This window comes from Streptomyces sp. NPDC000345, assembly GCF_042898825.1.
Classification (GTDB): Bacteria; Actinomycetota; Actinomycetes; order Streptomycetales; family Streptomycetaceae; genus Streptomyces.
This window is the reverse complement of record NZ_JBIAZE010000008.1, coordinates 1-24,467: the sequence shown is the minus strand read 5'-3', so window position 1 is coordinate 24,467 and position 24,467 is coordinate 1. Positions and strand designations below refer to the sequence as shown.

Genomic DNA, 24,467 nt, shown 5'->3' with positions numbered 1-24,467 from the left:
CCCTGATGTCGTCGCCTGTGAGGCTCCGATCATGTCGCGCCGAGCGGCCCCCGGACCACACCCTTTCCGACCGGCGTCGGCAAATTTCTGTAGAGACCCCACAGTCAGTCCCGTAACCCACTGTCGGTGCCCGAATGTCCTCGCGCGGGGGCGGACCGATAGGTTTCGGAGGAAGCCGCCTGCCGCCAAGGTCCCGGGCAGGTGTGCCAGACCCCTATTCGAAAGGGTGATCCGTTGAGCCGCTCGGTTCTCGTCACCGGAGGAAACCGGGGCATCGGCCTCGCCATCGCCCGCGCGTTCGCCGACGCCGGCGACAAGGTCGCGGTCACGTACCGCTCGGGCGAGCCGCCGGCCGGCTTCCTTGCCGTCAAGTGCGACATCACCGACCCCGAGCAGGTGGAGCAGGCCTACAAGGAGATCGAGGCCGAGCACGGCCCCGTCGAGGTCCTGATCGCCAACGCCGGCATCACCAAGGACCAGCTCCTGATGCGCATGTCCGAGGAGGACTTCACCTCGGTCATCGACACCAACCTCACCGGCACCTTCCGCGTCGTCAAGCGCGCCAACCGCGCCATGCTGCGCGCCAAGAAGGGCCGGGTCGTCCTGATCTCCTCGGTCGTGGGGCTCTACGGCTCGCCCGGGCAGGCCAACTACGCGGCCTCCAAGGCCGCCCTCGTCGGCTTCGCGCGCTCCCTCGCCCGTGAGCTGGGCTCGCGCAACATCACCTTCAACGTCGTCGCGCCCGGCTTCGTCGACACCGACATGACCAAGGTGCTCACCGACGAGCAGCGCGCGGGCATCGTCTCGCAGGTCCCGCTCGGCCGGTACGCGAAGCCGGAGGAGGTCGCCGCGACGGTGCGGTTCCTCGCCTCGGACGACGCCTCGTACATCACTGGAGCCGTCATCCCCGTTGACGGCGGACTGGGAATGGGTCACTGATCACCATGAGCGGAATTCTCGAGGGCAAGCGCGTCCTGATCTCCGGTGTGCTGATGGAGTCCTCCATCGCCTTCCACGCCGCCAAGCTGGCCCAGGAGCAGGGTGCCGAGATCATCCTGACCGCGTTCCCGCGGCCCACGCTGACCGAGCGCATCGCCAGGAAGCTTCCCAAGCCCACCAAGGTCATCGAGCTCGACGTCACCAACGACGAGCACCTGGGCCGCCTGGCCGACCTGGTCGGCGAGGAACTCGGCGGCCTCGACGGCGTCGTGCACTCCATCGGCTTCGCCCCGCAGGACGCGCTCGGCGGCAACTTCCTCAACACGCCGTTCGAGTCGGTCGCCACCGCCATGCACGTCTCGGCGTACTCCCTGAAGTCGCTGACCATGGCCTGCCTGCCGCTGATGCAGAACGGCGGCTCGGTCGTCGGCCTCACCTTCGACGCGCAGTTCGCGTGGCCGCAGTACGACTGGATGGGCCCGGCCAAGGCCGCCCTGGAGGCCACCAGCCGCTACATCGCGCGTGACCTGGGCAAGCAGAACATCCGCTGCAACCTGATCTCGGCGGGCCCGCTCGGCTCCATGGCCGCCAAGTCCATCCCGGGCTTCGGCGAGCTGGCCTCCGTGTGGGACACCCGCTCCCCGCTGGAGTGGGACCTGAAGGACCCCGAGCCGGCCGGCCGCGGCATCGTCGCCCTGCTGAGCGACTGGTTCCCGAAGACCACCGGCGAGATCATCCACGTGGACGGCGGTCTGCACGCCATCGGCGCCTGATCTGCGGTTGCGCTTGCGACGCCCCGTCTCCCGCACCGCGCGGGAGGCGGGGCGTCACTCGTCCGGCGTAGCCGGCCAGGCGGTGGAGTGCTCCGGCCAGGCACTCTGAAGTGCGCGTTCCTTCACGCGCTTCCCTCCCCAGCTCTGCCGAGGAGGTTCCCTTGTGCGCCTGTTCCGTAGCCTCGCCCCAGTGACCGCCGCCGTCGCCCTCGTCTTCTGTCTGCCGTACGAGGCGCTTCCCCACGCGCGCGTGGGAGACCACCCACAGCCGTTCGGCGCGGAGTGCCGCACCGGCGTCCGTGGCTCCCACGTCGTCGCCCACTGCCACAACCCCTACGCCGACACCGACCGCGTCCGCCTGCACATCGAGTGCGAGCGCTGGTGGGACCTCGACACCGACGGCGCCCCCGTCGACGCCGGGCCCGCCATGACCGTCCGGCTGACGGGCCGCTGCTGGAAGGAAGTCCGCTCGGCCTGGGTCAGCCACGAGAAGCCGTGAACCCGGCCGGGGCGGGCCGTGGGGGCCGGGCCACCGCCCCGCCGCCGGGCCGGGTCACCGGTCGCCGGACGCGGTGAACCGGCCCGGCCGGCACACGAGCGGATAGCCGGCGGCCTCCGTCGCGGCCGTCTCCGCGTCGCCCGCGCGGATCGCGTCCACCAGCCGCGTGTGGTCCATGTACGTCTCCGGCGTCAGCTCCTCGCCGACGTCCTCCCGCAGCCAGTCCCGCAGCACCTCGCCCAGGTCCGCGTGCATCGCCGTCATGACGTCGTTGTGGGAGGCGGCCACCACCGCCAGGTGGAAGGTCGCGTCGGCCGTCACGAAGGCCTCCTTGTCGCCCGACTCCCAGGCCTCCTCGCGTCGCAGCAGCAGCGCGTCGAGCTGCTTGAGGTCCTTCTCCGTGCGCCGCTCGGCCGCCAGCCGTGCCGCTCCCGACTCCAGGTTCGAACGCAGCTCGGCGATGTGCCGGGGATCCGCGTCGGCGAACCGGCGGTGCATCACGCCCGCCAGCTCACTGGTCGCCACGACGTACGTCCCCGAGCCCTGCCGGATGGCCAGCAGCCCGTTGTGCGCGAGCGCGCGGACGGCCTCGCGGACCGTGTTGCGGGCGACGCCGAGCTGCTCGACCAGCTCGGGCTCCGTGGGGATGCGGGAGCCGACCGGCCACTCGCCCGACGTGATCTGGGTGCGCAGCGCGGCGATGACCTGCTCGGAGAGCGCCGAGCGACGGGGATGGCTCAGGGGCATGGCACACCTTCGCACGGGCGGGGCGGGGGAGGAGCACCCGGGGATGGACAGGCAATCATCCCATGATTCTATGATGGGTCGCATGTCAGGCGAGGAGATCCGGACGACGACACGCACGCCCCTCGGCACGCCGGCGGCCGCCGAGCCCTCGGGCACGGCCACGCGCGCGTGGCACGACCGATGGCTCATGGCCGGCATCGTGCTGGCCGCGCTGAACCTGCGGCCGGCCATCACCAGCCTCGGCGCGCTCCTCGAGGAGGTCCGCGACGGCCTCGGCATGAGCGGCAGCGTGGCCGGGCTTCTCACCTCCGTGCCCCCGCTCTGCTTCGCCGTCTTCGGGGTCACGGCCCCGCGCCTCGCCCGCCGCTTCGGCGCGGGCGCGGTGGTGTGCGCGGGCATGGCGGCGATCGGCGCGGGGCTGCTCGTACGGCCGTACACGGGCGGCACGGCCGGGTTCCTGGCCGCCAGCGCCCTGGCCCTGATGGGCATCGCCGTCAGCAACGTCCTGATGCCGGTCATCGTCAAACGGCACTTCCCCGACCGGGTCGGTTCCATGACCGGCCTGTACTCGATGGCCCTCGCCCTCGGCACCTCGGCCGCCGCCGCGGTCACCGTCCCGATGACCGGGGCACTGGGCGGCGGCTGGCAGCCCGGGCTCGCGCTCTGGGCGGCTCTGGCGGCGGTGGCCGTGCCGCCGTGGCTGCCGTTCCTCCGCGGGCGGCGGGATGCGGCGGGGGAGGCCGAGAGGTCCGTACGGCTCCCGGAGACCTCACCCGCCCCGCGCACGCACGCACGCGCGGAGCCGTCGGCCGGGCCGCGCATCACTCGCAGCCCCACCGCCTGGGCCCTCGCGGTCTTCTTCGGACTCCAGGCCACCGCCGCCTACATCACCATGGGCTGGATGGCCCAGGTCTTCCGGGACGCGGGGGTGCCCGCGGGCGAGGCCGGGCTGCTGCTCGCCGTCACCATGGTGATGGGCGTGCCCCTGGCCTTCGTCATCCCGCGCGTCGCCACCCGGCTGCCGCAGCAGGGCCCGATCGTGGTCGCGCTCGGCGTCTGCGGCCTCGCCGGCTACGCGGGCCTGTACCTCGTCCCCGCCGAGGGAGCCTGGGTCTGGGCCGTGCTCCTCGGCATCGCCAACTGTGCCTTCCCGCTCGCCCTCACGATGGTCGGCATGCGCGCCAGGACCGGCGTGGGCGTGGCCCGGCTCTCCGCCTTCGCGCAGAGCACCGGCTACCTGATCTCGATCCCGGGCCCCCTCCTGGTCGGCGTGCTCTACCAGCACAGCGGCGGCTGGGGCCTGCCCCTCGCCCTGATGGCGGTGCTCATGCTCCCCCAGACGATCGCCGGCATCCTGGCAGGCCGCCCCCGCACCATCGAGGACGAACCCGCGACCCCCTGACCTCCGCGGCCACACCCGTCGGCCGCCCGGCGGTCGGCCGTCGGTTTCAGTGCCCGCCGCACCCGCCGCGGCCCCGACCCCGGCGGCCGGGGGACGGGTGGTGGGTGCGAGACTGGGGGCATGCCAGTGCTCGACCCTAACCCCCAGAACGGCCAGAAGAAGATGCTGATCGTCTTCGGCTCGTTCCTCGCCATCTTCGTGATCATCGCCGTCATCGCGACGATCGCCTCGCCCTGACCTGCCGGCGACGGCCCGGACGGCCCGGGCCTCCACGGTGATGGTGGGGTTAACCCCCTGTCCCCTAGGGGGTGAGGGTCAGGGTCAAGTGGGTGGATCACCGGATGGGCCGCGGGCCGCCGGTTCCGTAGCTTCGAGATGTGGCCGCGCGAGACGGACCACGGACCCCTCGGAGACGACCGGAGGCACCCATGTCGGCCCCTGCGCTCACCCGGCCCCGCCGCCCGGCAACCGCCCCGGCCCGCGTCGACACCCGGCTGCCCTGGTGGGCCCTCGCCCTTCCCACGCTCGCCTTCGTCGTGCTGCTCGTCCTGATGGCCAACCCGTCCGACGCGCACGCCGCGACCGGGGACCCGGCGATCACCCACCTCATCGAGCGCGTGCAGGAGCTGCTGGCGCGCCGGCAGTGACCGGCACGCCCCGAAGACGCTCCGCACCCCGGGGGCGACCGGTGAAGCCGCATGTCAACTCCCTGCGCCCCATGGCCTGTTTCATGCGAAGCTGGGACGCATGAGCGTCGCAGAACCCCGCAAGATCGTCCTCTTCCGGCATGCGAAAGCCGACTGGCCACAGGTGAACGACCACGACCGACCGCTCGCCGAGCGGGGCCGGAAGGACGCCGCCGTCGCCGGACGCAAGCTGGCCGACAGCGGCATCCCGCTCGACCTGGCTCTGTGCTCCACCGCGGTCCGGACCAGGGAGACGTGGAAGCTCGCCGTCCATGAACTCCCGCACCGGCCGAAAACGGTCTACGAGGAGCGGATCTACGAGGCCTCCCCGGGCGAGCTGATCGCCCTGCTCAACGAGACCCCGGACGACGTGCACAGCGTCATCCTGATCGGCCACAACCCGGGCGTCCACGCCCTCGCCGACATCCTCGCCGACTCGGCCGAGAGCGACGCACGCGAGCGGATGACGCGCCGCGGCTTCCCGGCCTCCTCCTACGCCGTCCTCACCTTCGACGGCTCCTGGAAGGCCCTGGAGCCGGCCGTGGCCAGGCTCACCGACTACTGGGAGCCCTCCGAGTAACCGTCCGGCACGCGCGAGGGCCCGGCACCCCAGTGGCACCGGGCCCTCCACGTCGTACGGGACTCGCCCTCGGACCAGGGCGCTACTCGGTGTGGGTGTCCGCCGCCTCGACCTCTTCGCGGGTGATGCCCAGCAGGTACAGGACGGTGTCGAGGAACGGCACGTTCACCGCGGTGTGCGCCGCCTCGCGCACCACCGGCTTGGCGTTGAAGGCGACCCCGAGCCCGGCCGCGTTGAGCATGTCCAGGTCGTTGGCGCCGTCACCGATCGCCACGGTCTGCGAGAGCGGTACGCCGGCCTCCGCGGCGAAGCGGCGCAGCAGCCGCGCCTTGCCCGCGCGGTCCACGATCTCTCCGGTGACCCGGCCGGTCAGCTTCCCGTCGACGATCTCCAGCGTGTTGGCCTGGGCGAAGTCCAGCCCGAGCCGTTCCTTCAGATCGTCGGTGACCTGGGTGAAGCCGCCGGAGACGACCCCCACCTGGTAGCCGAGTCGTTTCAGCGTCCTGATCAGCGTGCGCGCGCCCGGCGTCAGCCGCACCTCGGCGCGCACCTTGTCCACCACCGAGGCGTCCAGCCCCTCCAGCAGCGCCACGCGCGCGTGCAGCGACTGCTCGAAGTCCAGCTCACCGCGCATCGCGGCCGCCGTCACCTCGGCGACCCGGTCCTCGCAGCCGGCGTGCGCGGCGAACAGCTCGATGACCTCGTCCTGGATCAGGGTCGAGTCGACGTCCATGACCACGAGCCGCTGGGCCCGCCGGTGCAGACCCGCGTCCACGACGGCGACGTCCACACCCAGCGCGCCCGCGTCCGTGACCAGCGCGGTGCGCAGCGGCTCGGCCGCCACACCGGAGACGGCGAACTCGACGGCCGTGACGGGGTACTTGGCGAGCCGGAAGATACGGTCGATGTTGCCGCCGGCCTTGGTGATCTTGGCGGCGATCGCGGCCGTGGCCTCCGCGGTGAGCGGGTGGCCGAGCACGGTCACCAGGGAGCGGCCGACGCCGCGCGGACGGTTGTCACCGAGGCCCGAGATGATCTCCGCCTGCATCTTGATCGACTCGGCCCAGCTGTGGACCGTGCGGCGGAGGTCCCCCTCCAGCGATCGCGGCGGCGCGGTCACGAGCGCGCACAGCACCATGCGGCCACGGGTGACCACCTGCTCGATGTCGACCACGTCGACGGAGTAGGCCGCGAGGGTGTCGAAGAGACCGGCCGTGATGCCCGGCCGGTCCTTGCCGAAGATCTTGACAAGGAGGGTGGGGACATCAGAGGACGAGGTCGGCGAAGTCTGCGAAGCACTCATGATGTATCCCACCGTATCCGGCACCCCGTGCCTTTCGCCTCAGAGGTCCGTCCAGCGGACACGGAACACTGGGCGAACCGGTGATGTCGGGCAGGCGAAGGCCGCCCGTCGCCTGTCCGCCGAACCGGTCACCGCGGCCGCTCGGGCCGCTTCGGCGGGAGCGGGGGAGGGGGCGGCGGAGGGGGAGGCGGCCGGTCCTCCCCGAAAGCGTCACCGGGCCGCCGTGGCCCGGGCCCGACCGGTCCCACGACGGTCGGCGCACCGTACACATCGCCCCGCCCCCCGGCCCCCGCTGCGCCCCCGGACGGCCGCCCGCCCGCCCGGCCCTCGCCACCGGCCCCCCGCGCCCCGCCCGCGCCAGGCCCCTCCCCGCCTGCGGCCCGGCCCGGCCCACCGCCCCCGTGCGGGACCCCCCGGCCGGACCCGCCACGCCCCTCACTCGCACCCGAGGAGCGCCCGCCCGGCCTGTCGCCTCCGTACCGGTCCGGCCTGTCACCCCCGTGCCGACCCGGCCGCTCCGACCCGCCGGGCCCGCCGTCAGGGCGCGCGTCCTCGGGTTCCCGCAGCTCCTCCGGGACCCGGAGATACGGATTGGTCGCGGGGTTCGGTGCCCGGTACGAGGCACTCGGTGCGTACGGCCCCGCCTCCGCGCCGGTGTGCTGGACACCGCCGCCCTCGCCCGCCTGCTCCGGACGCCCACCGGGCCGCCGCGCGGCTCCCGCCGTCACGTCACCCAGTGCCAGCGGGGCCGCCCGTCGCCCGGCCGCTCCCGTGGCGCACGCCAGCAGCGCACCCGCGGCCCCTGCCCCGGCCCCCCAGACGGCACCGAGGAGCACCGCCGCTCCGAGGTGTCCGTGCAGCTCGATCCCCGCCCCGAACGCGTCGAACCCCAGCACGGACAGCGAGGCGTCCACGGACAGCCCCGCCAGCCGGCCGAGCAACGGCAGAGCCACCGCGGTCACCACGGCCAGCCGCACCGCGCACCGCCCGACGAAACCCCCGAGCCCCGCTCCCCGTACATCCGCCCCCCGCACCCCCGCCGACGCCACCCCCACCGGCGTCCGCACCGCCACCAACACCCCCGCGAACAGCGTCGTCACGGCCGTGGCCACCCCCAGCAGCCATACCCGCCCGTCCAGTTCGGCCAGTCGGCCCAGCGTCACCGGCTGGTCGGTCCCGACCCGCAGCAGGTCGTCGAGCGGGTCCGGCAGCAGGTTCGTCAGCGCGCCGGTGGCCCGGCCGTCCCAGGGGACGAACAGGCCGATCGAGACGCCCAGCCACACCCCGTTCGGCGCGCCGAGCAGCGCCGCTCCGGCGATCCGCCCCGGACGGTCGTCGCCGGTCGCCGCGTACGCCGCGGCCGCGAGCCCGGCCGCCACGGCCACCAGCAGCACGGTGACGACGGCGGACACCGCGGGCCGCACCACCCGGTGCACGGCGTCCCAGCCGGGCGGCAGCGGGGTCCGCCGCGAGGCCAGCAGGGCGATCAGCAGGACCGCCGCCGACCAGACGAGCCCGCCGAGCAGGGTGGGCACCGTGTCGACGGTGAAGCCGACCGCCGCCTTCGCGTCGACGAGGTCGCCGAGCCGGTCGGGCAGCAGGCCCCCGATGTCGCCGACGTCCCCGAGCCCGGGGATCTCCAGGCCCCCGCCCCCGCCACCCCCGCCCATGCCGGGCACGTCGTCCAGCCCGAGCGAGCCGCCGTCGAGCGTGATGACGTCGTGCCCCGCCCAGGCCAGCCCGCCCAGCATCACCACGAACAGCACGACCACCGCGCCCGCCCGCGCGAGGAGTTCGGCGGGCGCGACCACAACTGCGGCCGCCCGCAGGGACCGCAGGAAGAACCACGACAGCAGCAGGGCGCCGACCAGGCTCACACCCAGTGGCGCGATCTCGATGGCGGTGTCCGCCTCGGCTCCCGTGAGGCCGAAGGCCGACACGTCGCCCGACGGCGTGACGGAGCCGCCCGCACCCAGGGCCACCACCGCCGCCGTCATCGGGCCCAACGAGCCCGCCGTGTCAGCCCCCAGCAGATGCAGACCGAGCGCCGCCGTCCCCGCCATCCCGATCAACGCCCAGCTCACCGCGGCGACCGCGGCCAGGGCGACGTCCACCCACGGCACGCTCCTGCCGTGCCCCGCGCGTCCGTTGCTCTCGACCCCTGTGACGGCACTCATGCAGACCCCCCGATCCGCGGCGCGGTTCGGCGAAGATCGCCGCATCCGTCCCCCTCGCGTGCGTTTACCACTCTCCGGGGCGATTTCAACCCCGTCAACGGGAACGGCCGATGTGCTCGTGCAAGCTCTTCGCGAGGCCCGACTTTCGGACAGGGGGCCGCTACTGAAATAGTTCCCGACGATGTTCGACATCCCTAGACTCCCTGTGATGGGGGTAACTCGGGGGACTACTCAGTGGGGCATGGAGTGCCGGAACTCGTACTGGAATTGAACGGACGCACCTGGACGCTCGATCCGTCCAGGTCATACACCCTCGGACGCGATCCGCAGGGGGACATCGTGTTCGAGGACGCCAGGGTCTCCTGGCGCCACGCCACGGTCAGCTTCAACGGCCGCAGTTGGGTCATCGAGGACCACGGCAGCACGAACGGCACGTTCGTGCAGGGCCGGCGTGTCAGCCAGCTGGAGGTCGGTCCCGGCTCGGCGCTGCACCTCGGCAACGCGACCGACGGCCCGCGCGTGAGCCTGTCGGGGGCGCAGGCGCCCGTCGCGCAGCCCCAGCAGCCCTACGCCGCCCAGGCCGCGAACCCGGGCTGGGCCGGCCAGCAGGCACCCCAGCCGCAGCCGGCGCAGGCCGGCTGGCAGCAGCCGCAGCAGTCCGCGCAGGTCCCGCAGCAGCAGGGGCCGAACGAGCCGTACGCGCAGCAGATCCCCGGTGGTGGCGCGGGGGCGCCGCCGGTCTACGGCGACCGCAGCCCGACCACGTTCCACCAGTTCTCCCTCGGCCGTGTGATGCGCATCGGCCGTGCCCTGGAGAACGACCTGGTCGTCTCGGACCTGCAGGTCTCCCGCAACCACGCCGAGTTCCACTCGACGCCCGACGGGCGCATGGAGATCCGCGACCTCGGTTCGCACAACGGCACCTACGTCAACGGCCAGCCCATCCCCAAGGGGGGCACCCAGCTCCTGGGCCCGGCGGACATCGTCGGCGTCGGTCACTCGACGTTCCGGATCGTCGGCGACCGGCTCGAGGAGTTCGTCGACACCGGTGAGGTCTCCTTCTCCGCCCGCCACCTGACCGTCACGGTCGACGGCGGCAAGCAGATCCTCAAGGACGTCTCGTTCGGCGTTCCGGAGAAGTCGCTGATCGCGGTCATCGGACCGTCCGGTTCCGGCAAGTCGACGCTGCTCAAGGCGCTGACGGGCTACCGTCCCGCCAACCAGGGCGACGTCCTCTACGACAACCGCAACCTGTACAAGCAGTTCGCCGAGCTGCGCCAGCGCATCGGTCTGGTCCCGCAGGACGACATCCTGCACAAGGAACTGACCGTGAAGAAGGCCCTCAAGTACGCGGCCAAGCTCCGTTTCCCGGCCGACACCACGCCCGCCGAGCGTGAGGCCCGCATCGACGAGGTGCTGCGCGAGCTGAAGCTGGACATCCACAAGGAGAAGAAGGTCACCTCCCTCTCCGGCGGCCAGCGCAAGCGCGTCTCCGTGGCCCTGGAGCTGCTGACCAAGCCGTCGCTGATCTTCCTGGACGAGCCCACCTCGGGCCTCGACCCGGGCATGGACCGTGACGTCATGCAGCTGCTGCGCGGCCTCGCCGACGACGGCCGTACGGTCCTCGTCGTCACCCACTCCGTCGCCGAGCTCGCGCTGTGCGACAAGCTGCTGGTGATGGCCCCGGGCGGCGCGGTCGCCTACTTCGGTCCGCCCGAGGAGGCGCTGAACTTCTTCGGCTACGACACCTGGGCCGACGTCTTCTCCGCCTTCGAGAACTACCGCGACTACGACTGGGCGGGCCGCTGGAAGGGCTCGCAGCACTACCAGATGTACGCCGCGGACATCGACGCCGTGGCGCCGCAGTCCGTACAGATGCCGCCGATGCAGGCGATGAAGCCGCCGAAGCCGCAGGGCTGGATGTCCCAGTTCGTCACGCTGGTGCGCCGCTATGTGTCGGTGATCGCCTCCGACAAGGGCTTCCTCGCCCTGTCGGTGATCCTGCCGGTCGTCCTCGGCTCGGTGAGCCTGCTCATCGACTCCGGCAACAGCCTGCTGCCCAACCCGGTGAACCCGAAGACCGGCCGGGTCATCCCCAACGGCACGGCCACCACGGTCCTGCTGATCCTCGCGGTCGGCGCGTGCTTCGCGGGCGCGGCGAACTCGGTCCGTGAGCTGATCAAGGAACGGGTCATCTACGAGCGTGAGCGCGCCACCGGCCTGTCGCGCTCGGCGTACCTGATGTCCAAGGTGTTCGTGCTCGGCCTGGTCACCGTGCTGCAGGGGCTGCTGGTCGGCGTCATCGGCTTCTCCAGCCGGGAGATCCCGGAGGAGGGCCTGGTCATCGGCAACACGCTGGTGGAGCTGTGCCTGCCGATCATGGCGCTGGGCTTCACCTCGATGATGTTCGGTCTGATCATCTCCTCGCTGGTGAAGACGGCCGAGAAGACCATGCCGCTGCTCGTCATGTTCGCGATCATCCAGGTGGTCTTCACGGGCTGCCTGTTCGCCCTCAACGGCTCGATCGGCGTCAACGAGTTCTCGTACCTGATGCCGTCGCGCTGGGCGGTCGGCGCCGCGGGCGCCACGCTGGACTTCAACAACATCAGCCCGCCCAAGGACGGCGGTGACACCGACCCGCTGTGGGAGCACACCGTCGGTGCCTGGGGCATGGACATGGCCGCTCTGATCGTCCTGGGCGTGATCTGCGGCTTCTTCGTGGCCCGCTTCCTGCGCCGCCACGAGCCGGAGGTCATGCGCAAGTAGTCGCCTGCGCACGCCCCGAAGGGCGGCACCCCGTCAGGTGGGGTGCCGCCCTTCGGCGTCTTCCGCCGCGACAGAGGTCCGCGCGATCTCAGTAGGCGCTGTTGACGTTGTCCATGGAGCCGTACTTGTCGGCCGCGTAGTTGCAGGCGGCGGTGATGTTGGCGACCGGGTCGTAGATGTTCCAGGACGTGCCGGCGACGTGGTAGGCGTTGAAGGTCGGCGGGATGACCTGCAGCAGGCCCTTCGACGGGATGCCGTTGACGGCGTTGATGTCCCAGTCGTTGATGGCGTTCGGGTTGCCCGAGGACTCGCGCATGATGTTGCGCTTGATGCCGTCGTAGGAGCCCGGGATGCCGTGCTTCTTCATGATGTCGAGCGACTCACGGATCCAGCCGTCGAGGTTGTTGGCGTAGCTCTTGGCGGCGACCGGCCTGACGGCGGCGCGCTTCACGGAGCGGCTCGCGGCCTCCCTGGCCTGGTGCGCGGCTGCCGCCTTCTTCTTGGCGGCGGCCTCGGCGGCGGCCTTCTGCTTCGCGGCGGCGGCCTTCCGGGCGGCCTCGGCCGCCGCCCTCTTCTTGGCCACGGCCTCCGCGGCGGCCTTCTTCTTCGCCTCGATCGCCTCGACCTTCACGTTCGAACCGGCGAGCCGGTCGGTCACGCTGCCCTTCACGTCGCGCACCGGCTCGGTGCTGTAGGCGACACGGGACGAGGAGACGGCGTCCGTCGTCGTCGTGTGCGCGTCGGCCGGCACCACGGAGAAGGCGAGGGCGGCGGCACCGAGCACGCCGGCACCGGCGATCGCGATCTTGTGAGTGTTCTTGGGCATGGCGAAGGACCTCTTCGTAATAGCGCGGAGGTCGCTCGTCCGACGGTGGACACGGTGCTCTCGGCACGAACGACGCCGCAGGCGGAACCCGCGGCGCTGAGCGACGTGAGCAATTCTTAGCGGCCGCAAAATGCCCAGGCAAAGGTGTGACCTACGATCCCCGGTAGTGGATCAGGGAAGGGCAAAACGGGACAGACCAGACCGTCTGTCCCGTTCACCGCGGGGCCGTTTGTCTCCTAATGTCGTTCGTACGTGATGTGGGCCCTATGCGAGGCCTCACATCGCCCGCCATCCCTTCTCACCCGTGGTTGCCGAAGCAACGCTCTGTGTGAGGGCCCTGTGAGGGGAGGAGGAGATGGACGTCCCCGAACTCGTGCCACAGATAGCGCCCGCGCAGCGCCTCGTCGTAGCCCCGGTCGATCGCGGCCCGCCCCGCCACCGCCTCCAGCATCAGCAGATGCGAGGCCTCCGGCTCGTGCAGCCCGGTCAGCAGCCCGTCCACCACCCCCACCCCGCGCTCCGGGGTGACCACCAGCTCCGTCCACCCTCCACGCGCGCGTACGACCCCGTCCGTCCCCGCCGCCGACTCCACCGCCCGTACGGCCGTCGTCCCCACGCCGATCACCCGCCCGCCCCCGGCCCGCGCCGCGTTGATCAACCGCGCGGACGCCTCCGGCACCGCGAAGCGTTCCGGATACGGCGGCTCGTGCACCTCCGCCGAGGCGACCCCGGTGTGCAGCGTGACCGGCGCGAACTGCACCCCCCGGCTCACCAGCTCCGCCACCAGCCCCGCCGTGAAGGGCCGCGCCGCACTCGGCATCTCCGCGCTGCCCGCACCGTCGGCCGACGGCAGCGCGAACACCGTCTGGTACACGGACAGCGGCTGGTCCCGCTCGGTATAGGAGTAACGGATGGGCCGCCCGTACTCCCGCAGCAGCCCCGGCACACCCCCGCCGGCTCCGCCGGCCCTGCCCGCCTCCGCGCCGCCCTCCACCCGCGCCCACCACAACCGCCCGCTCCCGGGGCTCAGCGGCTCCTCCAGCACCAGCCGTACACCCCCGGCCAACCGCACCGGCGTCCCCGCGGGCCCTCCCGCACGCGCGCGTGTCGTGCCCCTCCCGTCGGGATCCCGCAGCTCGACCGCCCACCGCCCGTCGTCCCCGAGCGTGGAGAAGTGCACCACCACGCGCGCGTGCCCGATCCGCCCGTCCACGGCCGCCGCGAGCGTCGGCGAGGTGTTCACCACCAGCAGGTCCCCCGCCCGCAGCAGCGACGGCAGCTCCCGGAACACGTGGTGCGCCACCTCCGTCCCCCGCGAGACCAGCAGCCGTACGTCGTCCCGCCCCCGTCCCGGCCCCCGCTGCTCGGCCGGCACCCGCGCCGACAGATCCTCCGGCACCCGTACGGCCAGCGTCATCGCCGTCCCCCCAGCAGCGCCGGAGCCCCGAAGCGGCCACTCGCCGGACGCTCCTCCAGCAGCCGCAGGAAGGCCGGCACCACACTGCCCGGCTCCGGCCGCGGATCGTCGTCGTCCGGTACGGCCGCCGCGTACAGGTCCGTGGCCATGTCCCCGGGGTCCACCGCCCACACCCGCAGCCCCGGCTCCTCCTGCCCGAGCACCGCCGCGAGCTGGTCCAGGGCCGCCTTGGACGCCCCGTATCCGCCCCAGGTCGCGTACGCCTCGGCGGCCGCGTCCGAGCTGACGTTGATCACCGCGCCCGCCCGCGCCGCCCGCAGCAGCGGCAGTGCCTCCTGCACCAGGCCCAGCGCCGCCACCACGTTCACCTCCAGTGCCCGGCGCAGCCCGTCCAGGGGCAGCTCCGCCAGCCGCACCAGGGGCTCGGCGCCCAGCGCGCTGGCGTTGTTCACCACCAGGTCGCACCCGCCGAGCCGCCGGGCGGCCGCCACCAGCGCCGACCGGTGAGCGGGGTCCGTGACGTCCCCGGCGAGCACCCGCACGTCCGTCCCGTGCGCCGCGACCGAGACACCCGCCTCCTTCAGCACGCCCTCGGTCCTGGCGTTCAGCACCAGGTCCCAGCCCCGCGCCGCCAGAGCCTCGGCCAGCGCCCGCCCCAGCCCCTTCGAGGCTCCCGTGATGATCGCTACCGGCATGACAACCGTCCCCTCGATCGATCCGCCTCCGTCCGGCGGTGATCCCAACCTAGGAACCGGCCCCACGGCCCCGCCTCGGACGCGGGACGGGGTCCGGCGGGGCCCTTCGACGTACGCCCGCGCACCCCCTCCCCGCGCCCTACGCCGCCGTACCGGGGACTTCCGCCCTAGGTCCTCCGCCCTACCCCGGGCCGTCACAGGTCGGATCCGCGCCGTCACCACCCGCCGGTACCGTGAAGACATGAGCCAAGGTCCCCGGTCCGGCCTCGCCGCGGTGAGCTCCGCGCTGCTGGCCATGAGCAGGCATCTCGAGGTACGCGACGTCCTCAAGACGATCGTCGCCTCCGCCCGCGAGCTGCTCGACGCGCAGTACGCCGCGCTCGGCGTCCCGGACGACCACGGCGGCTTCGCCCAGTTCGTGGTCGACGGCGTCGGCGAGGAGCAGTGGAAGGCCATCGGCCCCCTGCCCCGCCAGCACGGCATCCTGGCCGCGATGCTCCAGGAGGCCCGCTTCGAGCGCCTGGCCGACGTACGCAAGGACCCCCGCTTCGAGGGCTGGCCGTCCGCCCACCCCGAGATGTCCGACTTCCTGGGCCTGCCCATCCGCGACGGCGACGAGGTCATCGGCGCCCTGTTCCTCGCGAACAAGAACTGCCCGAAGCCGGAGGGGAGCTGCGGCTTCACCGAAGAGGACGAGGAACTGCTTTCCATCCTCGCCCAGCACGCCGCGATCGCCCTCACCAACGCCCGCCTGTACGAGCGCAGCCGCGAACTGACCATCGCGGAGGAACGCTCGCGGCTGGCCCACGAGCTGCACGACGCGGTGGCCCAGAAGCTGTTCTCCCTGCGTCTGACGGCACAGGCCGCCGCCGCCCTCGTCGACCGCGACCCCTCCCGCGCCAAGGGGGAGCTGCAGCAGGTCGCCGCGCTCGCCGCCGAGGCCGCCGACGAACTGCGCGCCGCCGTCGTCGAGTTGCGTCCCGCGGCCCTGGACGAGGACGGCCTCGTCGCCACCCTGCGCACCCAGGTCCAGGTCCTCGACCGCGCCCACACCGCGCGCGTGACCTTCACCAGCCAGGGCGTGCGCGCCCTGCCCGCCGCCCAGGAGGAGGCCCTGCTCAGGGTCGCCCAGGAAGCCCTGCACAACGCGCTGCGCCACTCCGGCGCACAGCACGTGGAGGTGACCCTCCACAAGCGCGGCCCCGCCACGGTCCTGCGCGTCACGGACGACGGCACCGGCTTCGACCCCACGGCGGTCCGCCGGGCCGGCCGTCACCTCGGCCTGGTGTCCATGCGGGACCGGGCGAGCGGGATCGGCGGCGGCCTGACGGTGGAATCGGCGCCCGGCAAGGGCACCACGATCGAGATGGAGGCCCCGGGTGGCTGACGCAATCAAGGTGCTGCTCGTCGACGACCACCAGGTCGTCCGCCGCGGACTGCGCACCTTCCTGGAGGTCCAGGACGACATCGAGGTCGTCGGTGAGGCCGCCGACGGCGCCGAGGGGGTCGAGCGCGCCGAGGAACTGAAACCCGACGTCGTCCTGATGGACGTCAAGATGCCCGGCCTGGACGGCGTCGAGGCCCTGCGCAGACTCCGCGAACTGGACAACCCCGCGCGCGTGCTGATCGTCACCAGCTTCACCGAACAGCGCACCGTGGTCCCGGCCCTGCGTGCGGGCGCCGCCGGTTACGTCTACAAGGACGTGGACCCCGACGCCCTCGCCGGCGCCATCCGCTCGGTCCACGCGGGCCACATCCTGCTCCAGCCGGAGGTCGCCGGCGCCCTGCTCTCCCAGGAGGAAGCCAACTCCGGCCAGGGCAGGGGAGGTTCCCTCACCGAGCGGGAGCGCGAGGTGCTCGGCCTGATAGCGGACGGCCGCTCCAACCGCGAGATCGCCCGTGCCCTGGTCCTGTCCGAGAAGACCGTCAAGACCCACGTCTCGAACATCCTGATGAAACTCGACCTCGCCGACCGCACCCAGGCCGCGCTGTGGGCCGTACGCCATGGCGTGACCGGCTGACGGCAATTCGGAGTGTCGCCTTCCGGGCTGAGATTCATACCGTCGTGGGAATGTCCCCCGGATGGCGCAACCACCGGGGAGCCCCGCCGTTCTCCAGTGCGTGCCGCGGCGACTGCCGCCGGCAATCGCTAGGAGGGCTCGAGAAGTGAAGAACCTGAAGAAGGCAGCGGCCGTGACGATGGTGGCCGGCGGTCTGCTGGCCGCGGGAGCCGGCATCGCCTCCGCCCACGGCGGCGCCACGGCCCTCGGCGAGGCCAAGGGCTCGCCGGGCGTCGGCTCGGGCAACCTCGTCCAGGCCCCGGTCCACGTGCCCGTCAACGTCGTCGGCAACAGCGTCAACGTGTCCGGCGTGCTGAACCCGGCCTTCGGCAACCAGGGCCTCAACCGCTGACGTCCCGCCCGGACCCGGCGCGACCTCCGGCCTCCCCCGGCCCTCACCGGGGGAGGCCGTCCGTTTGTCACGCCATACTCCTGTCACCCCAATGATCCGAACGGGCTGTCCCGGGCCCACGCCCCGCACCGTTCCCGATCACTCCCGCGTTGGTCAGTGCACGACCCCCGGCCGGGTCGGACCCGCACACGTTGGAGGATCGCAACCCATGAACATCGCCAAGAAGGCCGCAGTGGCCCTCACCGTCGCCGGCATCGCCGCCGGCGCCTCGGCCGGAGCCGCTGTCGCCGACGCCGGTGCCGAGGGCGCGGCCGTGAAGTCGCCGGGCGTCGGCTCGGGCAACCTCGTCCAGCTCCCCGTCCACATCCCGGTCAACGCCGTCGGCAACTCGGTCACCGGCGTCGGCGCCATGAACCCGGCCTTCGGCAACACGGGCGTGAACCGCTGACCCAGCCGGGACCCGCGAGGGGCTCCGTACGTCGAGGACGACGTACGGAGCCCCTCGTCACTGTCCGCGTGAGCCGAGGGCCGGGAGGCGCCCCGTCAGCGCCGGGCTGCGCGCCCCCCAGGTTCACGCACTCCCCACGCGCGCCTCACCGCGCCCCGCGCTCCAACTCTTCGACATACGCGTTGTAAGCGGCGACCCGCGCCCTGCGAGCCGTACGCTCCACAGGCCGCAGCGCCTCCGCACGCGCCGCCATCTCGGCGGAGCTCACCGCACCCCCGTGCCCGTTCTCCCGGGCGAGGGACACCAGCAGTGCCACCCGCTGCGCCAGCTCCAGCACCCGCACCGCCCGGGGCGGATACCCCGGCGCGAGCACCTCCCGCCCGCGCTCCGCCCTCGCCCGGTACGCGTCGATGGCAGCCTCCGCCACCGGCCCCGACCCCGCCACGTCCAGCCGCGACAGCACCGCCGTCGCCTCCCGCAACGCCTCCGCCAGCTCCCGCTCCGCCTCACCCAGCGACGGCACATCGGCCGGCGGCGCCTCCCGCACCGCCAGGCAGTGCCACAGCACCTCGACATGGACGTCGCCCGCGGGCCCGGCCTCGTACACCTCCGGCACCAGGCCCAGCGCGGCCCCGTGACAGATCACCGCCTCCTCCGCCTCCAGCGCCCGCGCGTTGAACCCCGGCGGCCCGCTCAGCCCCAGCGGATGCCCCGGCGCGGGCAGCGCCACCCGCAGCCCTCGCACCCCGAGCGCCCGCAGCCGCCCCAGCGCCAGTGTGAGCCCGACGGGCGCCGTTTCCCCCGGCAGCCCCTCCACCCGGTGCACGGCGTCCTCACCGACCACGGCGAGCACGGCGTCGTCCGGAGAGACAAGTCCGGCCAACAGGGCATTTCCCCAAGCGGCGAGGCGACCAGAGCGCGGTTCCGAGAACATCCCCCCACCCTAAGGACCGGACCGATGGAACGGCCCACCCGACCAGTGGCGTAGATTTTCCCGAGGGGCCGCGCCCACCCGCGCGCGGCGGTCCGAGCCACAGGCACCCGCGACAACCGAGACCGGCCACACTGCAAGGGGAGACAACGCGCTCATGAGCGATGTTCTGGAGCTTCAGGACGTATCCGTGGTCCGTGAGGGCCGGGCTCTGGTGGACCAGGTCTCCTGGTCGGTCAAGGAGGGCGAGCGCTGGGTCATCCTCGGTCCCAACGGGGCCGGCAAGACCACCCTCCTGAACATCGCCTCCACCTACCTCTTCCCCAGCTCGGGCACCGTCTCCGTCCTCGGCGAGACCCTCGGCGAGCCCGGCACCGACGTCTTCGAGCTGCGCCCGCGCATCGGCATCGCCGGCATCGCCCTCGCCGACAAGCTCCCCAAGCGCCAGACCGTCCTGCAGACCGTCCTGACCGCCGCCTACGGCATGACGGCCGGCTGGCAGGAGGAGTACGAGGACGTCGACGAGCAGCGCGCCCGCGCCTTCCTCGACCGCCTCGGCATGAGCGAGTACCTCGACCGGAAGTTCGGCACCCTCTCCGAGGGCGAGCGCAAGCGCACCCTCATCGCCCGCGCCCTGATGACCGACCCCGAGCTGCTGCTCCTGGACGAGCCGGCCGCCGGTCTGGACCTCGGCGGCCGCGAGGACCTCGTCCGCCGCCTCGGCCGCCTCGCCCGCGACCCCATCGCGCCCTCGATGATCATGGTCACGCACCACGTCGAGGAGATCGCCCCCGGCTTCACCCACGTCCTCATGATCCGCCAGGGCAAGGTCCTCGCCGCGGGCCCGGTCGAACTCGAACTCACCTCCCGCAACCTCTCCCTCTGCTTCGGCCTCCCGCTCGTCGTGGAACAGGTCGGCGACCGCTGGACCGCCCAGGGCCTGCCGCTGTCCTGACCCCGTGCCGCCCCCTTTGCGCCCTGTCCGCGACAGGACGTGCGGCCCTACCATGACCGTGTGAACGACATCGACGCGTGGGTGTGGTGGCTCGTCGGCGCGGCAGCGCTCGGAATCCCGCTCGTGGTCACCGCCATGCCGGAGTTCGGCATGCTCGCGGTCGGGGCGGTCGCCGCCGCGATCGGCGCCGGCATCGGTCTCGGCGCCGTCGCCCAGGTACTCGTCTTCATCGTCGTCTCGGTCGCCCTCATCGCCGTCGTGCGGCCGATCGCGGCCCGCCACAGCGCCCAGCGCCCCCAACTCGCCACCGGAGTGGACGCGTTGAAGGGCAAGCAGGCCGTCGTGCTGGAGCGCGTCGACAACTCCGGAAACGGCCGGATCAAACTCGCCGGAGAGATCTGGTCGGCCCGCGCTCTCGACACCGACCGGGCCTACGAAGTCGGGGAGGAAGTCGACGTCGTGGACATCGAGGGGGCCACGGCGATCGTCATCTGACCTTGCGCAACTCCCGCACCACGCAAGTGAGGCGAAGACCTCCCGAGGCAGGCGACGGTCTGTCAGACTCGACCAGCAAGATCTTCGACAACCATAAGATCTTCCCAAGCGCTCGAGGCGGAAAAGCGGAGAAGGGGACGGGGACACACGATGGAACCGGTCATCATCGTCTTGATCATTCTGGTGGTGTTGGTCTTCATCGCCCTGATCAAGACGATCCAGGTCATCCCACAGGCGAGCGCCGCCATCGTCGAGCGCTTCGGCCGCTACACGCGGACACTCAACGCGGGCCTCAACATCGTCGTTCCGTTCATCGACACCATCCGCAACCGCATCGACCTGCGCGAGCAGGTCGTGCCGTTCCCGCCGCAGCCGGTGATCACCCAGGACAACCTGGTCGTCAACATCGACACCGTCATCTACTACCAGGTGACCGACGCCCGGGCCGCGACGTACGAGGTCGCCAGCTACATCCAGGCCATCGAGCAGCTCACCGTCACCACCCTCCGCAACATCATCGGCGGCATGGACCTGGAGCGCACCCTGACCTCCCGCGAGGAGATCAACGCGGCCCTGCGCGGCGTCCTCGACGAGGCCACCGGCAAGTGGGGCATCCGCGTCAACCGCGTCGAACTCAAGGCGATCGAACCGCCCACCTCCATCCAGGACTCGATGGAGAAGCAGATGCGCGCCGACCGTGACAAGCGCGCCGCGATCCTCACCGCCGAAGGTACGCGCCAGGCCGCCATCCTCACCGCGGAGGGCGAGAAGCAGTCCCAGATCCTGCGCGCCGAAGGTGAGGCCAAGGCCGCCGCCCTGCGCGCCGAGGGCGAGGCCCAGGCCGTCCGCACGGTCTTCGAGGCCATCCACGCCGGCGACCCCGACCAGAAGCTCCTCAGCTACCAGTACCTCCAGATGCTCCCCAAGATCGCCGAGGGAGACGCCAACAAGCTCTGGATCGTCCCCAGCGAAATCGGCGACGCCCTCAAGGGCCTCTCCGGCGCCATGGGCAACTTCGGTGCGATGGGCGGCGGTTCCGGCTCGAACGGCGGAGGCACGGAGAAGAAGATCCCGGAACGCCGGGAGAAGCCGTCGATCGACTGACCCCGTACGGATGTCAGTGGGGCCCACCTCCCGACAGGAGGTGGGCCCCACTCACATCACCGGCTCACGCCGCGTCCACCGACAACCACTCCGGCAGCCCCGCCAAGTCGTCCCGGCCCAGGGCCAGAAGCATCGCGTCCTGCGGAGTGGGCTCGAACGGCTGCCGCAGCAACGGCATCCCCGCCTGCTCCGGCGTCCGGTCCGCCTTACGGTGGTTGTCCTCCGAGCAGGAGGCCACCGTGTTGAGCCAGGTGTCCTGACCACCCTGCGCCCGCGGCACCACATGGTCCACGGTCGTCGCCCGCCTGCCGCAGTACGCGCACCTGTGCCGGTCCCTGACCAGCACCCCCCGCCGCGACCAGGGCGCTTGTCTTCGGAACGGCACCCGTACGTATCTGCAGAGCCTGATCACCCGGGGCGCCGGTATGTCGACCTCGGCGCCTCGCATACGCAGTTCGGGGTGGGCCTGCTCGACGACGGCCTTGTCCTGCAGCACCAGAACGACGGCTCGGTTCAACGTCACCGTAGACAGCGGCTCGAAGCTCGCGTTCAGGACCAACGTGTCACGCATCCAGCCCACCTCCCCTTGCACCTGCCCACCCCCCGGCGGGCTCGGATCAACTCTGGACGGGCGCGCCGAGATGGACAACGCAATAAAAAAGTGCCCGCCCCTGATCACTTCCAAGACCAGAGGCGGGCAAACGTTCCCTGAACGATGAGCTGACCTATCCCTTCGAGGGATTCTCGTACTCACCGACCAGCTGTGCGCGGGCGATCGTGTGGAACCGCAGGTTGAACCCGACGGCGGCAGGGGAGGCGTCGGAGTCCGGGCCGAGCTTCTCCTGGTCCACGGCGTACACCGTGAAGACGTACCGGTGCGGCCCGTCCCCGGGCGGCGGCGCGGCACCGCCGAAGTCCTTGCTGCCATAGTCGTTGCGCGCGTGTACGGCACCCGCGGGCAGCCCCGCGAACGTGCCGCCGCCCGCGCCCGCCGGCAGCTCGGTCACCGAGGCCGGGATGTCGAACAGGACCCAGTGCCAGAATCCGCTGCCCGTCGGAGCGTCCGGGTCGTAGCAGGTCACGGCGAAGCTCCGGGTCTCGGCCGGGAAGCCCTCCCACCGCAGCTGCGGCGAGGTGTTGCCCTCCGAGTGGACCTGCGCGTCCTTGAGCGTCGCGCCCTCCTGCACGTCCTCACTCGTGACCGTGAACGACGGCACCGGCGGATGGAAGTCGTGGGGCAGCGGCCGCCTCTTCAACTCGGTCACCGCGACACCTCCTGATCGATCGGGAACCAAATCCAATGGCGAGCCTACGACTTCACACGAAGAGGGCCCGGACCCCACGCGGGGTCCGGGCCCTCCTGGCCGCTCAGAACCAGTTGCGCTTGCTGCCGACCTCCGACAGCCACTGGTTGAGGTACGCCGCCCAGTCCGTCCCCTGGAAGTCGTTCAGACCCACCTGGAACGAGCGGAAGGTGTCACTGCCCTCGCTGAACAGCCCCGGCTTCTTGTCCATCTCCAGCACGACGTCCATCGCGTGCTCGTCGGCCACGAAGCTCAGCTCGACCTGGTTCAGCCCGCGGTACTGCGACGGCGGGAAGAACTCGATCTCCTGGTAGAACGGCAGCTTCTGCCGCGTACCCCGGATGTGCCCGCGCTCCATGTCCGCGTTCTTGAAGCGGAAGCCCAGCTGGATGAAGGCGTCGAGGATCGCCTTCTGCGCCGGCAGCGGGTGCACGTTGATGGGGTCGAGGTCACCGGAGTCCACGGCCCGCGCGATCGCCAGCTCGGTCGTCACCCCGATGTTCATCCCGCGCAGCGCCTGCCCGTCGATCGTCGTGATCGGGGTCTCCCAGGGGATCTCCAGCCCGAACGGCACCGCGTGCACGGCGTTCGCCTGGAGCTCGAAGGCACCGCCGAGCTGCAGCTTCGTGAACTCGATGTTCTGCTTGTACTCCTCGTCGCCGCTCTCGACCTCGACCTTGGCCTGCAGTCCGACGGACAGGCCCTCGATGTTCTGGTTCACGGACCCGCCCTGGATCCGCACCTCGCCCTGGACGACACCGCCCGGAACGACGTTGACCTCCGTCAGCACCGTCTCGACCGAAGCCCCGCCGGCCCCCAGACTCGCGAGCAGCTTCTTGAACGCCATGTCTCTCCCTCTACGACTTCTACTGACGGGATCCCTTGATCCCTAGAAACGCGATCCGGCCGTGACCGGTTCCGCGTCCACACCCTGGCAAGCCGAGTGCCCGCTGACCACCCCGACGCACCGGCCGTTCTCCACTACGCTCGGAGGGCATGATCGCGACCCCCGACCGTACGCCCCTGCCCAGGGCCTTCTTCGACCGCCCTGTCCTGGACGTGGCCCCCGACCTCCTCGGCCGCCTCCTCGTCCGTACGACCCCCGACGGTCCGATCACCCTCCGCCTCACGGAGGTCGAGGCCTACGACGGCCCGAACGACCCCGGCTCCCACGCCTACCGGGGCCGCACCGCCCGCAACGACGTGATGTTCGGTCCCCCCGGCCATGTGTACGTCTACTTCACCTACGGCATGTGGCACTGCATGAACCTCGTCTGCGGCCCCGAGGGACGGGCGAGCGCGGTGCTGCTCCGCGCCGGCGAGGTGATCGAGGGCGCCGAGCTGGCCCGCACACGCCGACTCTCGGCCCGCGACGACAAGGAACTGGCCAAAGGCCCTGCCCGCCTGGCCACGGCCCTGGACGTGGACCGGGCCCTCGACGGCACGGACGCGTGCGCCCCGGAGAAGACACCACTGAGGATGCTGACCGGCACGCCCGTGCCCTTTGACCAGGTACGCAACGGTCCGCGCACCGGCGTCGCGGGTGAGGGCGGGAACGGGGACGCCCACCCCTGGCGTTTCTGGGTGGCCGACGACCCGACGGTGAGCCCGTACCGGGCCCATGTCCCAAGGCGCCGCCGAAGTTGACTCGCCCTTGACGGGGGCGTAACGTGGCCCGAGCCGCTTGAACCGGGTACGGCATTCGCCAGCAGCCGGAAGCGGCCAACCCACTACCTACGACATCCCTCAGCGGGATCGATTTCGGCGTGCCCCCATGCCCGAATTCGAACGCGCGGGAACTCGATTATGAGTTGCCACGGGAATCGGCTAACGTAGTGAATGTCGAAAGGCCGACAGGCGAAAGCCCAAAGCCCGCAGACAAATCCCGCCGACCGGGAATCGGACGCCGAAAGGATCTGATAGAGTCGGAAACGCAAGACCGAAGGGAAGCGCCCGGAGGAAAGCCCGAGAGGGTGAGTACAAAGGAAGCGTCCGTTCCTTGAGAACT

The 24,467-nt window shown here is 71.6% G+C and carries 26 protein-coding genes; 16 read left to right on the top strand and 10 right to left on the bottom strand.

Features of this window, described 5'->3' with window-relative positions:
- The first annotated feature begins 234 nt into the window (after window positions 1-234).
- The 3 genes from fabG (at window position 235) to ACFY30_RS20180 (ending at window position 2,211) form a co-directional block, all read left to right on the top strand.
- Window positions 235-939: a 3-oxoacyl-[acyl-carrier-protein] reductase gene (gene fabG / locus ACFY30_RS20190; protein WP_390846535.1), complete on the top strand. Its 705-nt coding sequence runs from the start codon at window positions 235-237 to the stop codon at window positions 937-939.
- Between the two features lie 5 nt (window positions 940-944).
- The gene (gene fabI / locus ACFY30_RS20185) at window positions 945-1,712 is read left to right on the top strand and encodes an enoyl-ACP reductase FabI (RefSeq protein WP_390656144.1); all 768 of its coding nucleotides are present in this window, start codon (window positions 945-947) and stop codon (window positions 1,710-1,712) included.
- Window positions 1,713-1,875: 163 nt separating this feature from the next.
- Window positions 1,876-2,211, top strand: a complete 336-nt coding sequence (locus ACFY30_RS20180) for a hypothetical protein (RefSeq protein WP_390846534.1) — start codon at window positions 1,876-1,878, stop codon at window positions 2,209-2,211.
- A 54-nt stretch (window positions 2,212-2,265) separates the two neighbouring features.
- Here ACFY30_RS20180 and ACFY30_RS20175 read toward each other — a convergent pair whose 3' ends face one another.
- The gene (locus tag ACFY30_RS20175) at window positions 2,266-2,958 is read right to left on the bottom strand and encodes a FadR/GntR family transcriptional regulator (RefSeq protein WP_390846533.1); all 693 of its coding nucleotides are present in this window, start codon (window positions 2,956-2,958) and stop codon (window positions 2,266-2,268) included.
- Window positions 2,959-3,040: 82 nt separating this feature from the next.
- On the opposite strand from ACFY30_RS20175, the gene ACFY30_RS20170 reads away from it, so the two are divergent.
- The 4 genes from ACFY30_RS20170 to ACFY30_RS20155 all read left to right on the top strand — a co-directional run bounded on the left by ACFY30_RS20170 (window position 3,041) and on the right by ACFY30_RS20155 (window position 5,626).
- Window positions 3,041-4,360 carry a CynX/NimT family MFS transporter gene (locus ACFY30_RS20170; protein WP_390846532.1) on the top strand — a complete coding sequence of 440 codons (1,320 nt, stop codon included), beginning with the start codon at window positions 3,041-3,043 and terminating at the stop codon, window positions 4,358-4,360.
- 120 nt (window positions 4,361-4,480) lie between these two features.
- On the top strand, window positions 4,481-4,597 hold the full coding sequence (locus ACFY30_RS20165; RefSeq protein ID WP_107055787.1) for an SGM_5486 family transporter-associated protein: 117 nt from the start codon (window positions 4,481-4,483) through the stop codon (window positions 4,595-4,597).
- Between the two features lie 191 nt (window positions 4,598-4,788).
- Entirely contained in the window at window positions 4,789-5,007 is a 219-nt protein-coding gene (locus ACFY30_RS20160; protein WP_390846531.1) for a hypothetical protein, read from the top strand.
- 100 nt (window positions 5,008-5,107) lie between these two features.
- The gene (locus ACFY30_RS20155) at window positions 5,108-5,626 is read left to right on the top strand and encodes a SixA phosphatase family protein (protein ID WP_390846530.1); all 519 of its coding nucleotides are present in this window, start codon (window positions 5,108-5,110) and stop codon (window positions 5,624-5,626) included.
- Between the two features lie 82 nt (window positions 5,627-5,708).
- On the opposite strand, the gene serB is transcribed toward ACFY30_RS20155, so the two are convergent.
- Together serB and ACFY30_RS20145 are read right to left on the bottom strand one after the other, a co-directional pair.
- Entirely contained in the window at window positions 5,709-6,929 is a 1,221-nt protein-coding gene (serB, locus tag ACFY30_RS20150) for a phosphoserine phosphatase SerB (RefSeq protein WP_390846529.1), read from the bottom strand.
- Window positions 6,930-7,057: 128 nt separating this feature from the next.
- Window positions 7,058-9,106: a streptophobe family protein gene (locus ACFY30_RS20145; RefSeq protein ID WP_390846528.1), complete on the bottom strand. Its 2,049-nt coding sequence runs from the start codon at window positions 9,104-9,106 to the stop codon at window positions 7,058-7,060.
- Between the two features lie 246 nt (window positions 9,107-9,352).
- Here ACFY30_RS20145 and ACFY30_RS20140 point away from each other — a divergent pair, with 246 nt between their 5' ends.
- Window positions 9,353-11,872, top strand: coding sequence for an FHA domain-containing protein (locus ACFY30_RS20140; RefSeq protein WP_390846527.1), 2,520 nt, complete (start codon window positions 9,353-9,355; stop codon window positions 11,870-11,872).
- Window positions 11,873-11,960: 88 nt separating this feature from the next.
- Here ACFY30_RS20140 and ACFY30_RS20135 read toward each other — a convergent pair whose 3' ends face one another.
- The 3 genes from ACFY30_RS20135 to ACFY30_RS20125 form a co-directional block, all read right to left on the bottom strand.
- On the bottom strand, window positions 11,961-12,698 hold the full coding sequence (locus ACFY30_RS20135; protein WP_390846526.1) for a transglycosylase SLT domain-containing protein: 738 nt from the start codon (window positions 12,696-12,698) through the stop codon (window positions 11,961-11,963).
- A gap of 298 nt (window positions 12,699-12,996) precedes the next feature.
- A complete protein-coding gene (locus ACFY30_RS20130; protein ID WP_390846525.1) occupies window positions 12,997-14,115 on the bottom strand; it encodes an S-adenosylmethionine:tRNA ribosyltransferase-isomerase in 1,119 nt (372 codons plus the stop codon).
- A complete protein-coding gene (locus ACFY30_RS20125; RefSeq protein WP_390846524.1) occupies window positions 14,112-14,810 on the bottom strand; it encodes an SDR family NAD(P)-dependent oxidoreductase in 699 nt (232 codons plus the stop codon). The genes ACFY30_RS20130 and ACFY30_RS20125 overlap by 4 nt, the downstream gene beginning before the upstream one ends.
- A 241-nt stretch (window positions 14,811-15,051) precedes the next feature.
- Here ACFY30_RS20125 and ACFY30_RS20120 point away from each other — a divergent pair, with 241 nt between their 5' ends.
- From ACFY30_RS20120 to ACFY30_RS20105, 4 genes are all read left to right on the top strand, one after another.
- Entirely contained in the window at window positions 15,052-16,197 is a 1,146-nt protein-coding gene (locus ACFY30_RS20120; protein ID WP_390846523.1) for a GAF domain-containing sensor histidine kinase, read from the top strand.
- Window positions 16,190-16,831, top strand: coding sequence for a response regulator (locus ACFY30_RS20115; protein WP_390656157.1), 642 nt, complete (start codon window positions 16,190-16,192; stop codon window positions 16,829-16,831). Before ACFY30_RS20120 ends, ACFY30_RS20115 begins: the two co-directional genes overlap by 8 nt.
- Before the next feature lie 145 nt (window positions 16,832-16,976).
- Window positions 16,977-17,222, top strand: coding sequence for a chaplin (locus tag ACFY30_RS20110; protein WP_390656158.1), 246 nt, complete (start codon window positions 16,977-16,979; stop codon window positions 17,220-17,222).
- Window positions 17,223-17,430: 208 nt separating this feature from the next.
- Window positions 17,431-17,670: a chaplin gene (locus ACFY30_RS20105; protein WP_390846522.1), complete on the top strand. Its 240-nt coding sequence runs from the start codon at window positions 17,431-17,433 to the stop codon at window positions 17,668-17,670.
- Window positions 17,671-17,815: 145 nt separating this feature from the next.
- On the opposite strand, the gene ACFY30_RS20100 is transcribed toward ACFY30_RS20105, so the two are convergent.
- Window positions 17,816-18,604, bottom strand: a complete 789-nt coding sequence (locus ACFY30_RS20100) for a hypothetical protein (RefSeq protein ID WP_390846521.1) — start codon at window positions 18,602-18,604, stop codon at window positions 17,816-17,818.
- Window positions 18,605-18,758: 154 nt separating this feature from the next.
- Between ACFY30_RS20100 and ACFY30_RS20095 the strand changes: the two genes are divergently transcribed.
- From ACFY30_RS20095 to ACFY30_RS20085, 3 genes are all read left to right on the top strand, one after another.
- On the top strand, window positions 18,759-19,556 hold the full coding sequence (locus ACFY30_RS20095) for an ABC transporter ATP-binding protein (RefSeq protein ID WP_390656161.1): 798 nt from the start codon (window positions 18,759-18,761) through the stop codon (window positions 19,554-19,556).
- A 60-nt stretch (window positions 19,557-19,616) separates the two neighbouring features.
- On the top strand, window positions 19,617-20,051 hold the full coding sequence (locus tag ACFY30_RS20090; RefSeq protein ID WP_390656162.1) for an NfeD family protein: 435 nt from the start codon (window positions 19,617-19,619) through the stop codon (window positions 20,049-20,051).
- Window positions 20,052-20,201: 150 nt separating this feature from the next.
- On the top strand, window positions 20,202-21,155 hold the full coding sequence (locus ACFY30_RS20085; protein ID WP_390656163.1) for an SPFH domain-containing protein: 954 nt from the start codon (window positions 20,202-20,204) through the stop codon (window positions 21,153-21,155).
- A 64-nt stretch (window positions 21,156-21,219) separates the two neighbouring features.
- Here the strand turns inward: ACFY30_RS20085 and ACFY30_RS20080 are convergent, their stop codons facing one another.
- The 3 genes from ACFY30_RS20080 to ACFY30_RS20070 form a co-directional block, all read right to left on the bottom strand.
- The gene (locus ACFY30_RS20080; RefSeq protein WP_390656164.1) at window positions 21,220-21,726 is read right to left on the bottom strand and encodes an HNH endonuclease; all 507 of its coding nucleotides are present in this window, start codon (window positions 21,724-21,726) and stop codon (window positions 21,220-21,222) included.
- A gap of 154 nt (window positions 21,727-21,880) precedes the next feature.
- Window positions 21,881-22,420, bottom strand: coding sequence for a YbhB/YbcL family Raf kinase inhibitor-like protein (locus tag ACFY30_RS20075; protein ID WP_390846520.1), 540 nt, complete (start codon window positions 22,418-22,420; stop codon window positions 21,881-21,883).
- A 103-nt stretch (window positions 22,421-22,523) separates the two neighbouring features.
- Window positions 22,524-23,306, bottom strand: coding sequence for a sporulation protein (locus ACFY30_RS20070; protein WP_390846519.1), 783 nt, complete (start codon window positions 23,304-23,306; stop codon window positions 22,524-22,526).
- 149 nt (window positions 23,307-23,455) lie between these two features.
- Here ACFY30_RS20070 and ACFY30_RS20065 point away from each other — a divergent pair, with 149 nt between their 5' ends.
- Window positions 23,456-24,106, top strand: coding sequence for a DNA-3-methyladenine glycosylase (locus tag ACFY30_RS20065; protein WP_390846518.1), 651 nt, complete (start codon window positions 23,456-23,458; stop codon window positions 24,104-24,106).
- Window positions 24,107-24,467: the final 361 nt, after the last annotated feature.

Bases quoted from the DNA above. Each gene is read 5' to 3' on its own strand.
- fabI (WP_390656144.1), top strand. From the start codon at position 945: ATGAGCGGAATTCTCGAGGGCAAGCGCGTCCTGATCTCCGGTGTGCTG.
- ACFY30_RS20175 (WP_390846533.1), bottom strand. From the start codon at position 2,958: ATGCCCCTGAGCCATCCCCGTCGCTCGGCGCTCTCCGAGCAGGTCATC.
- ACFY30_RS20170 (WP_390846532.1), top strand. From the start codon at position 3,041: ATGTCAGGCGAGGAGATCCGGACGACGACACGCACGCCCCTCGGCACG.
- ACFY30_RS20165 (WP_107055787.1), top strand. From the start codon at position 4,481: ATGCCAGTGCTCGACCCTAACCCCCAGAACGGCCAGAAGAAGATGCTG.
- ACFY30_RS20160 (WP_390846531.1), top strand. From the start codon at position 4,789: ATGTCGGCCCCTGCGCTCACCCGGCCCCGCCGCCCGGCAACCGCCCCG.
- ACFY30_RS20155 (WP_390846530.1), top strand. From the start codon at position 5,108: ATGAGCGTCGCAGAACCCCGCAAGATCGTCCTCTTCCGGCATGCGAAA.
- serB (WP_390846529.1), bottom strand. From the start codon at position 6,929: ATGAGTGCTTCGCAGACTTCGCCGACCTCGTCCTCTGATGTCCCCACC.
- ACFY30_RS20145 (WP_390846528.1), bottom strand. From the start codon at position 9,106: ATGAGTGCCGTCACAGGGGTCGAGAGCAACGGACGCGCGGGGCACGGC.
- ACFY30_RS20135 (WP_390846526.1), bottom strand. From the start codon at position 12,698: ATGCCCAAGAACACTCACAAGATCGCGATCGCCGGTGCCGGCGTGCTC.
- ACFY30_RS20130 (WP_390846525.1), bottom strand. From the start codon at position 14,115: ATGACGCTGGCCGTACGGGTGCCGGAGGATCTGTCGGCGCGGGTGCCG.
- ACFY30_RS20125 (WP_390846524.1), bottom strand. From the start codon at position 14,810: ATGCCGGTAGCGATCATCACGGGAGCCTCGAAGGGGCTGGGGCGGGCG.
- ACFY30_RS20120 (WP_390846523.1), top strand. From the start codon at position 15,052: ATGAGCCAAGGTCCCCGGTCCGGCCTCGCCGCGGTGAGCTCCGCGCTG.
- ACFY30_RS20105 (WP_390846522.1), top strand. From the start codon at position 17,431: ATGAACATCGCCAAGAAGGCCGCAGTGGCCCTCACCGTCGCCGGCATC.
- ACFY30_RS20100 (WP_390846521.1), bottom strand. From the start codon at position 18,604: ATGTTCTCGGAACCGCGCTCTGGTCGCCTCGCCGCTTGGGGAAATGCC.
- ACFY30_RS20095 (WP_390656161.1), top strand. From the start codon at position 18,759: ATGAGCGATGTTCTGGAGCTTCAGGACGTATCCGTGGTCCGTGAGGGC.
- ACFY30_RS20085 (WP_390656163.1), top strand. From the start codon at position 20,202: ATGGAACCGGTCATCATCGTCTTGATCATTCTGGTGGTGTTGGTCTTC.
- ACFY30_RS20080 (WP_390656164.1), bottom strand. From the start codon at position 21,726: ATGCGTGACACGTTGGTCCTGAACGCGAGCTTCGAGCCGCTGTCTACG.
- ACFY30_RS20070 (WP_390846519.1), bottom strand. From the start codon at position 23,306: ATGGCGTTCAAGAAGCTGCTCGCGAGTCTGGGGGCCGGCGGGGCTTCG.
- ACFY30_RS20065 (WP_390846518.1), top strand. From the start codon at position 23,456: ATGATCGCGACCCCCGACCGTACGCCCCTGCCCAGGGCCTTCTTCGAC.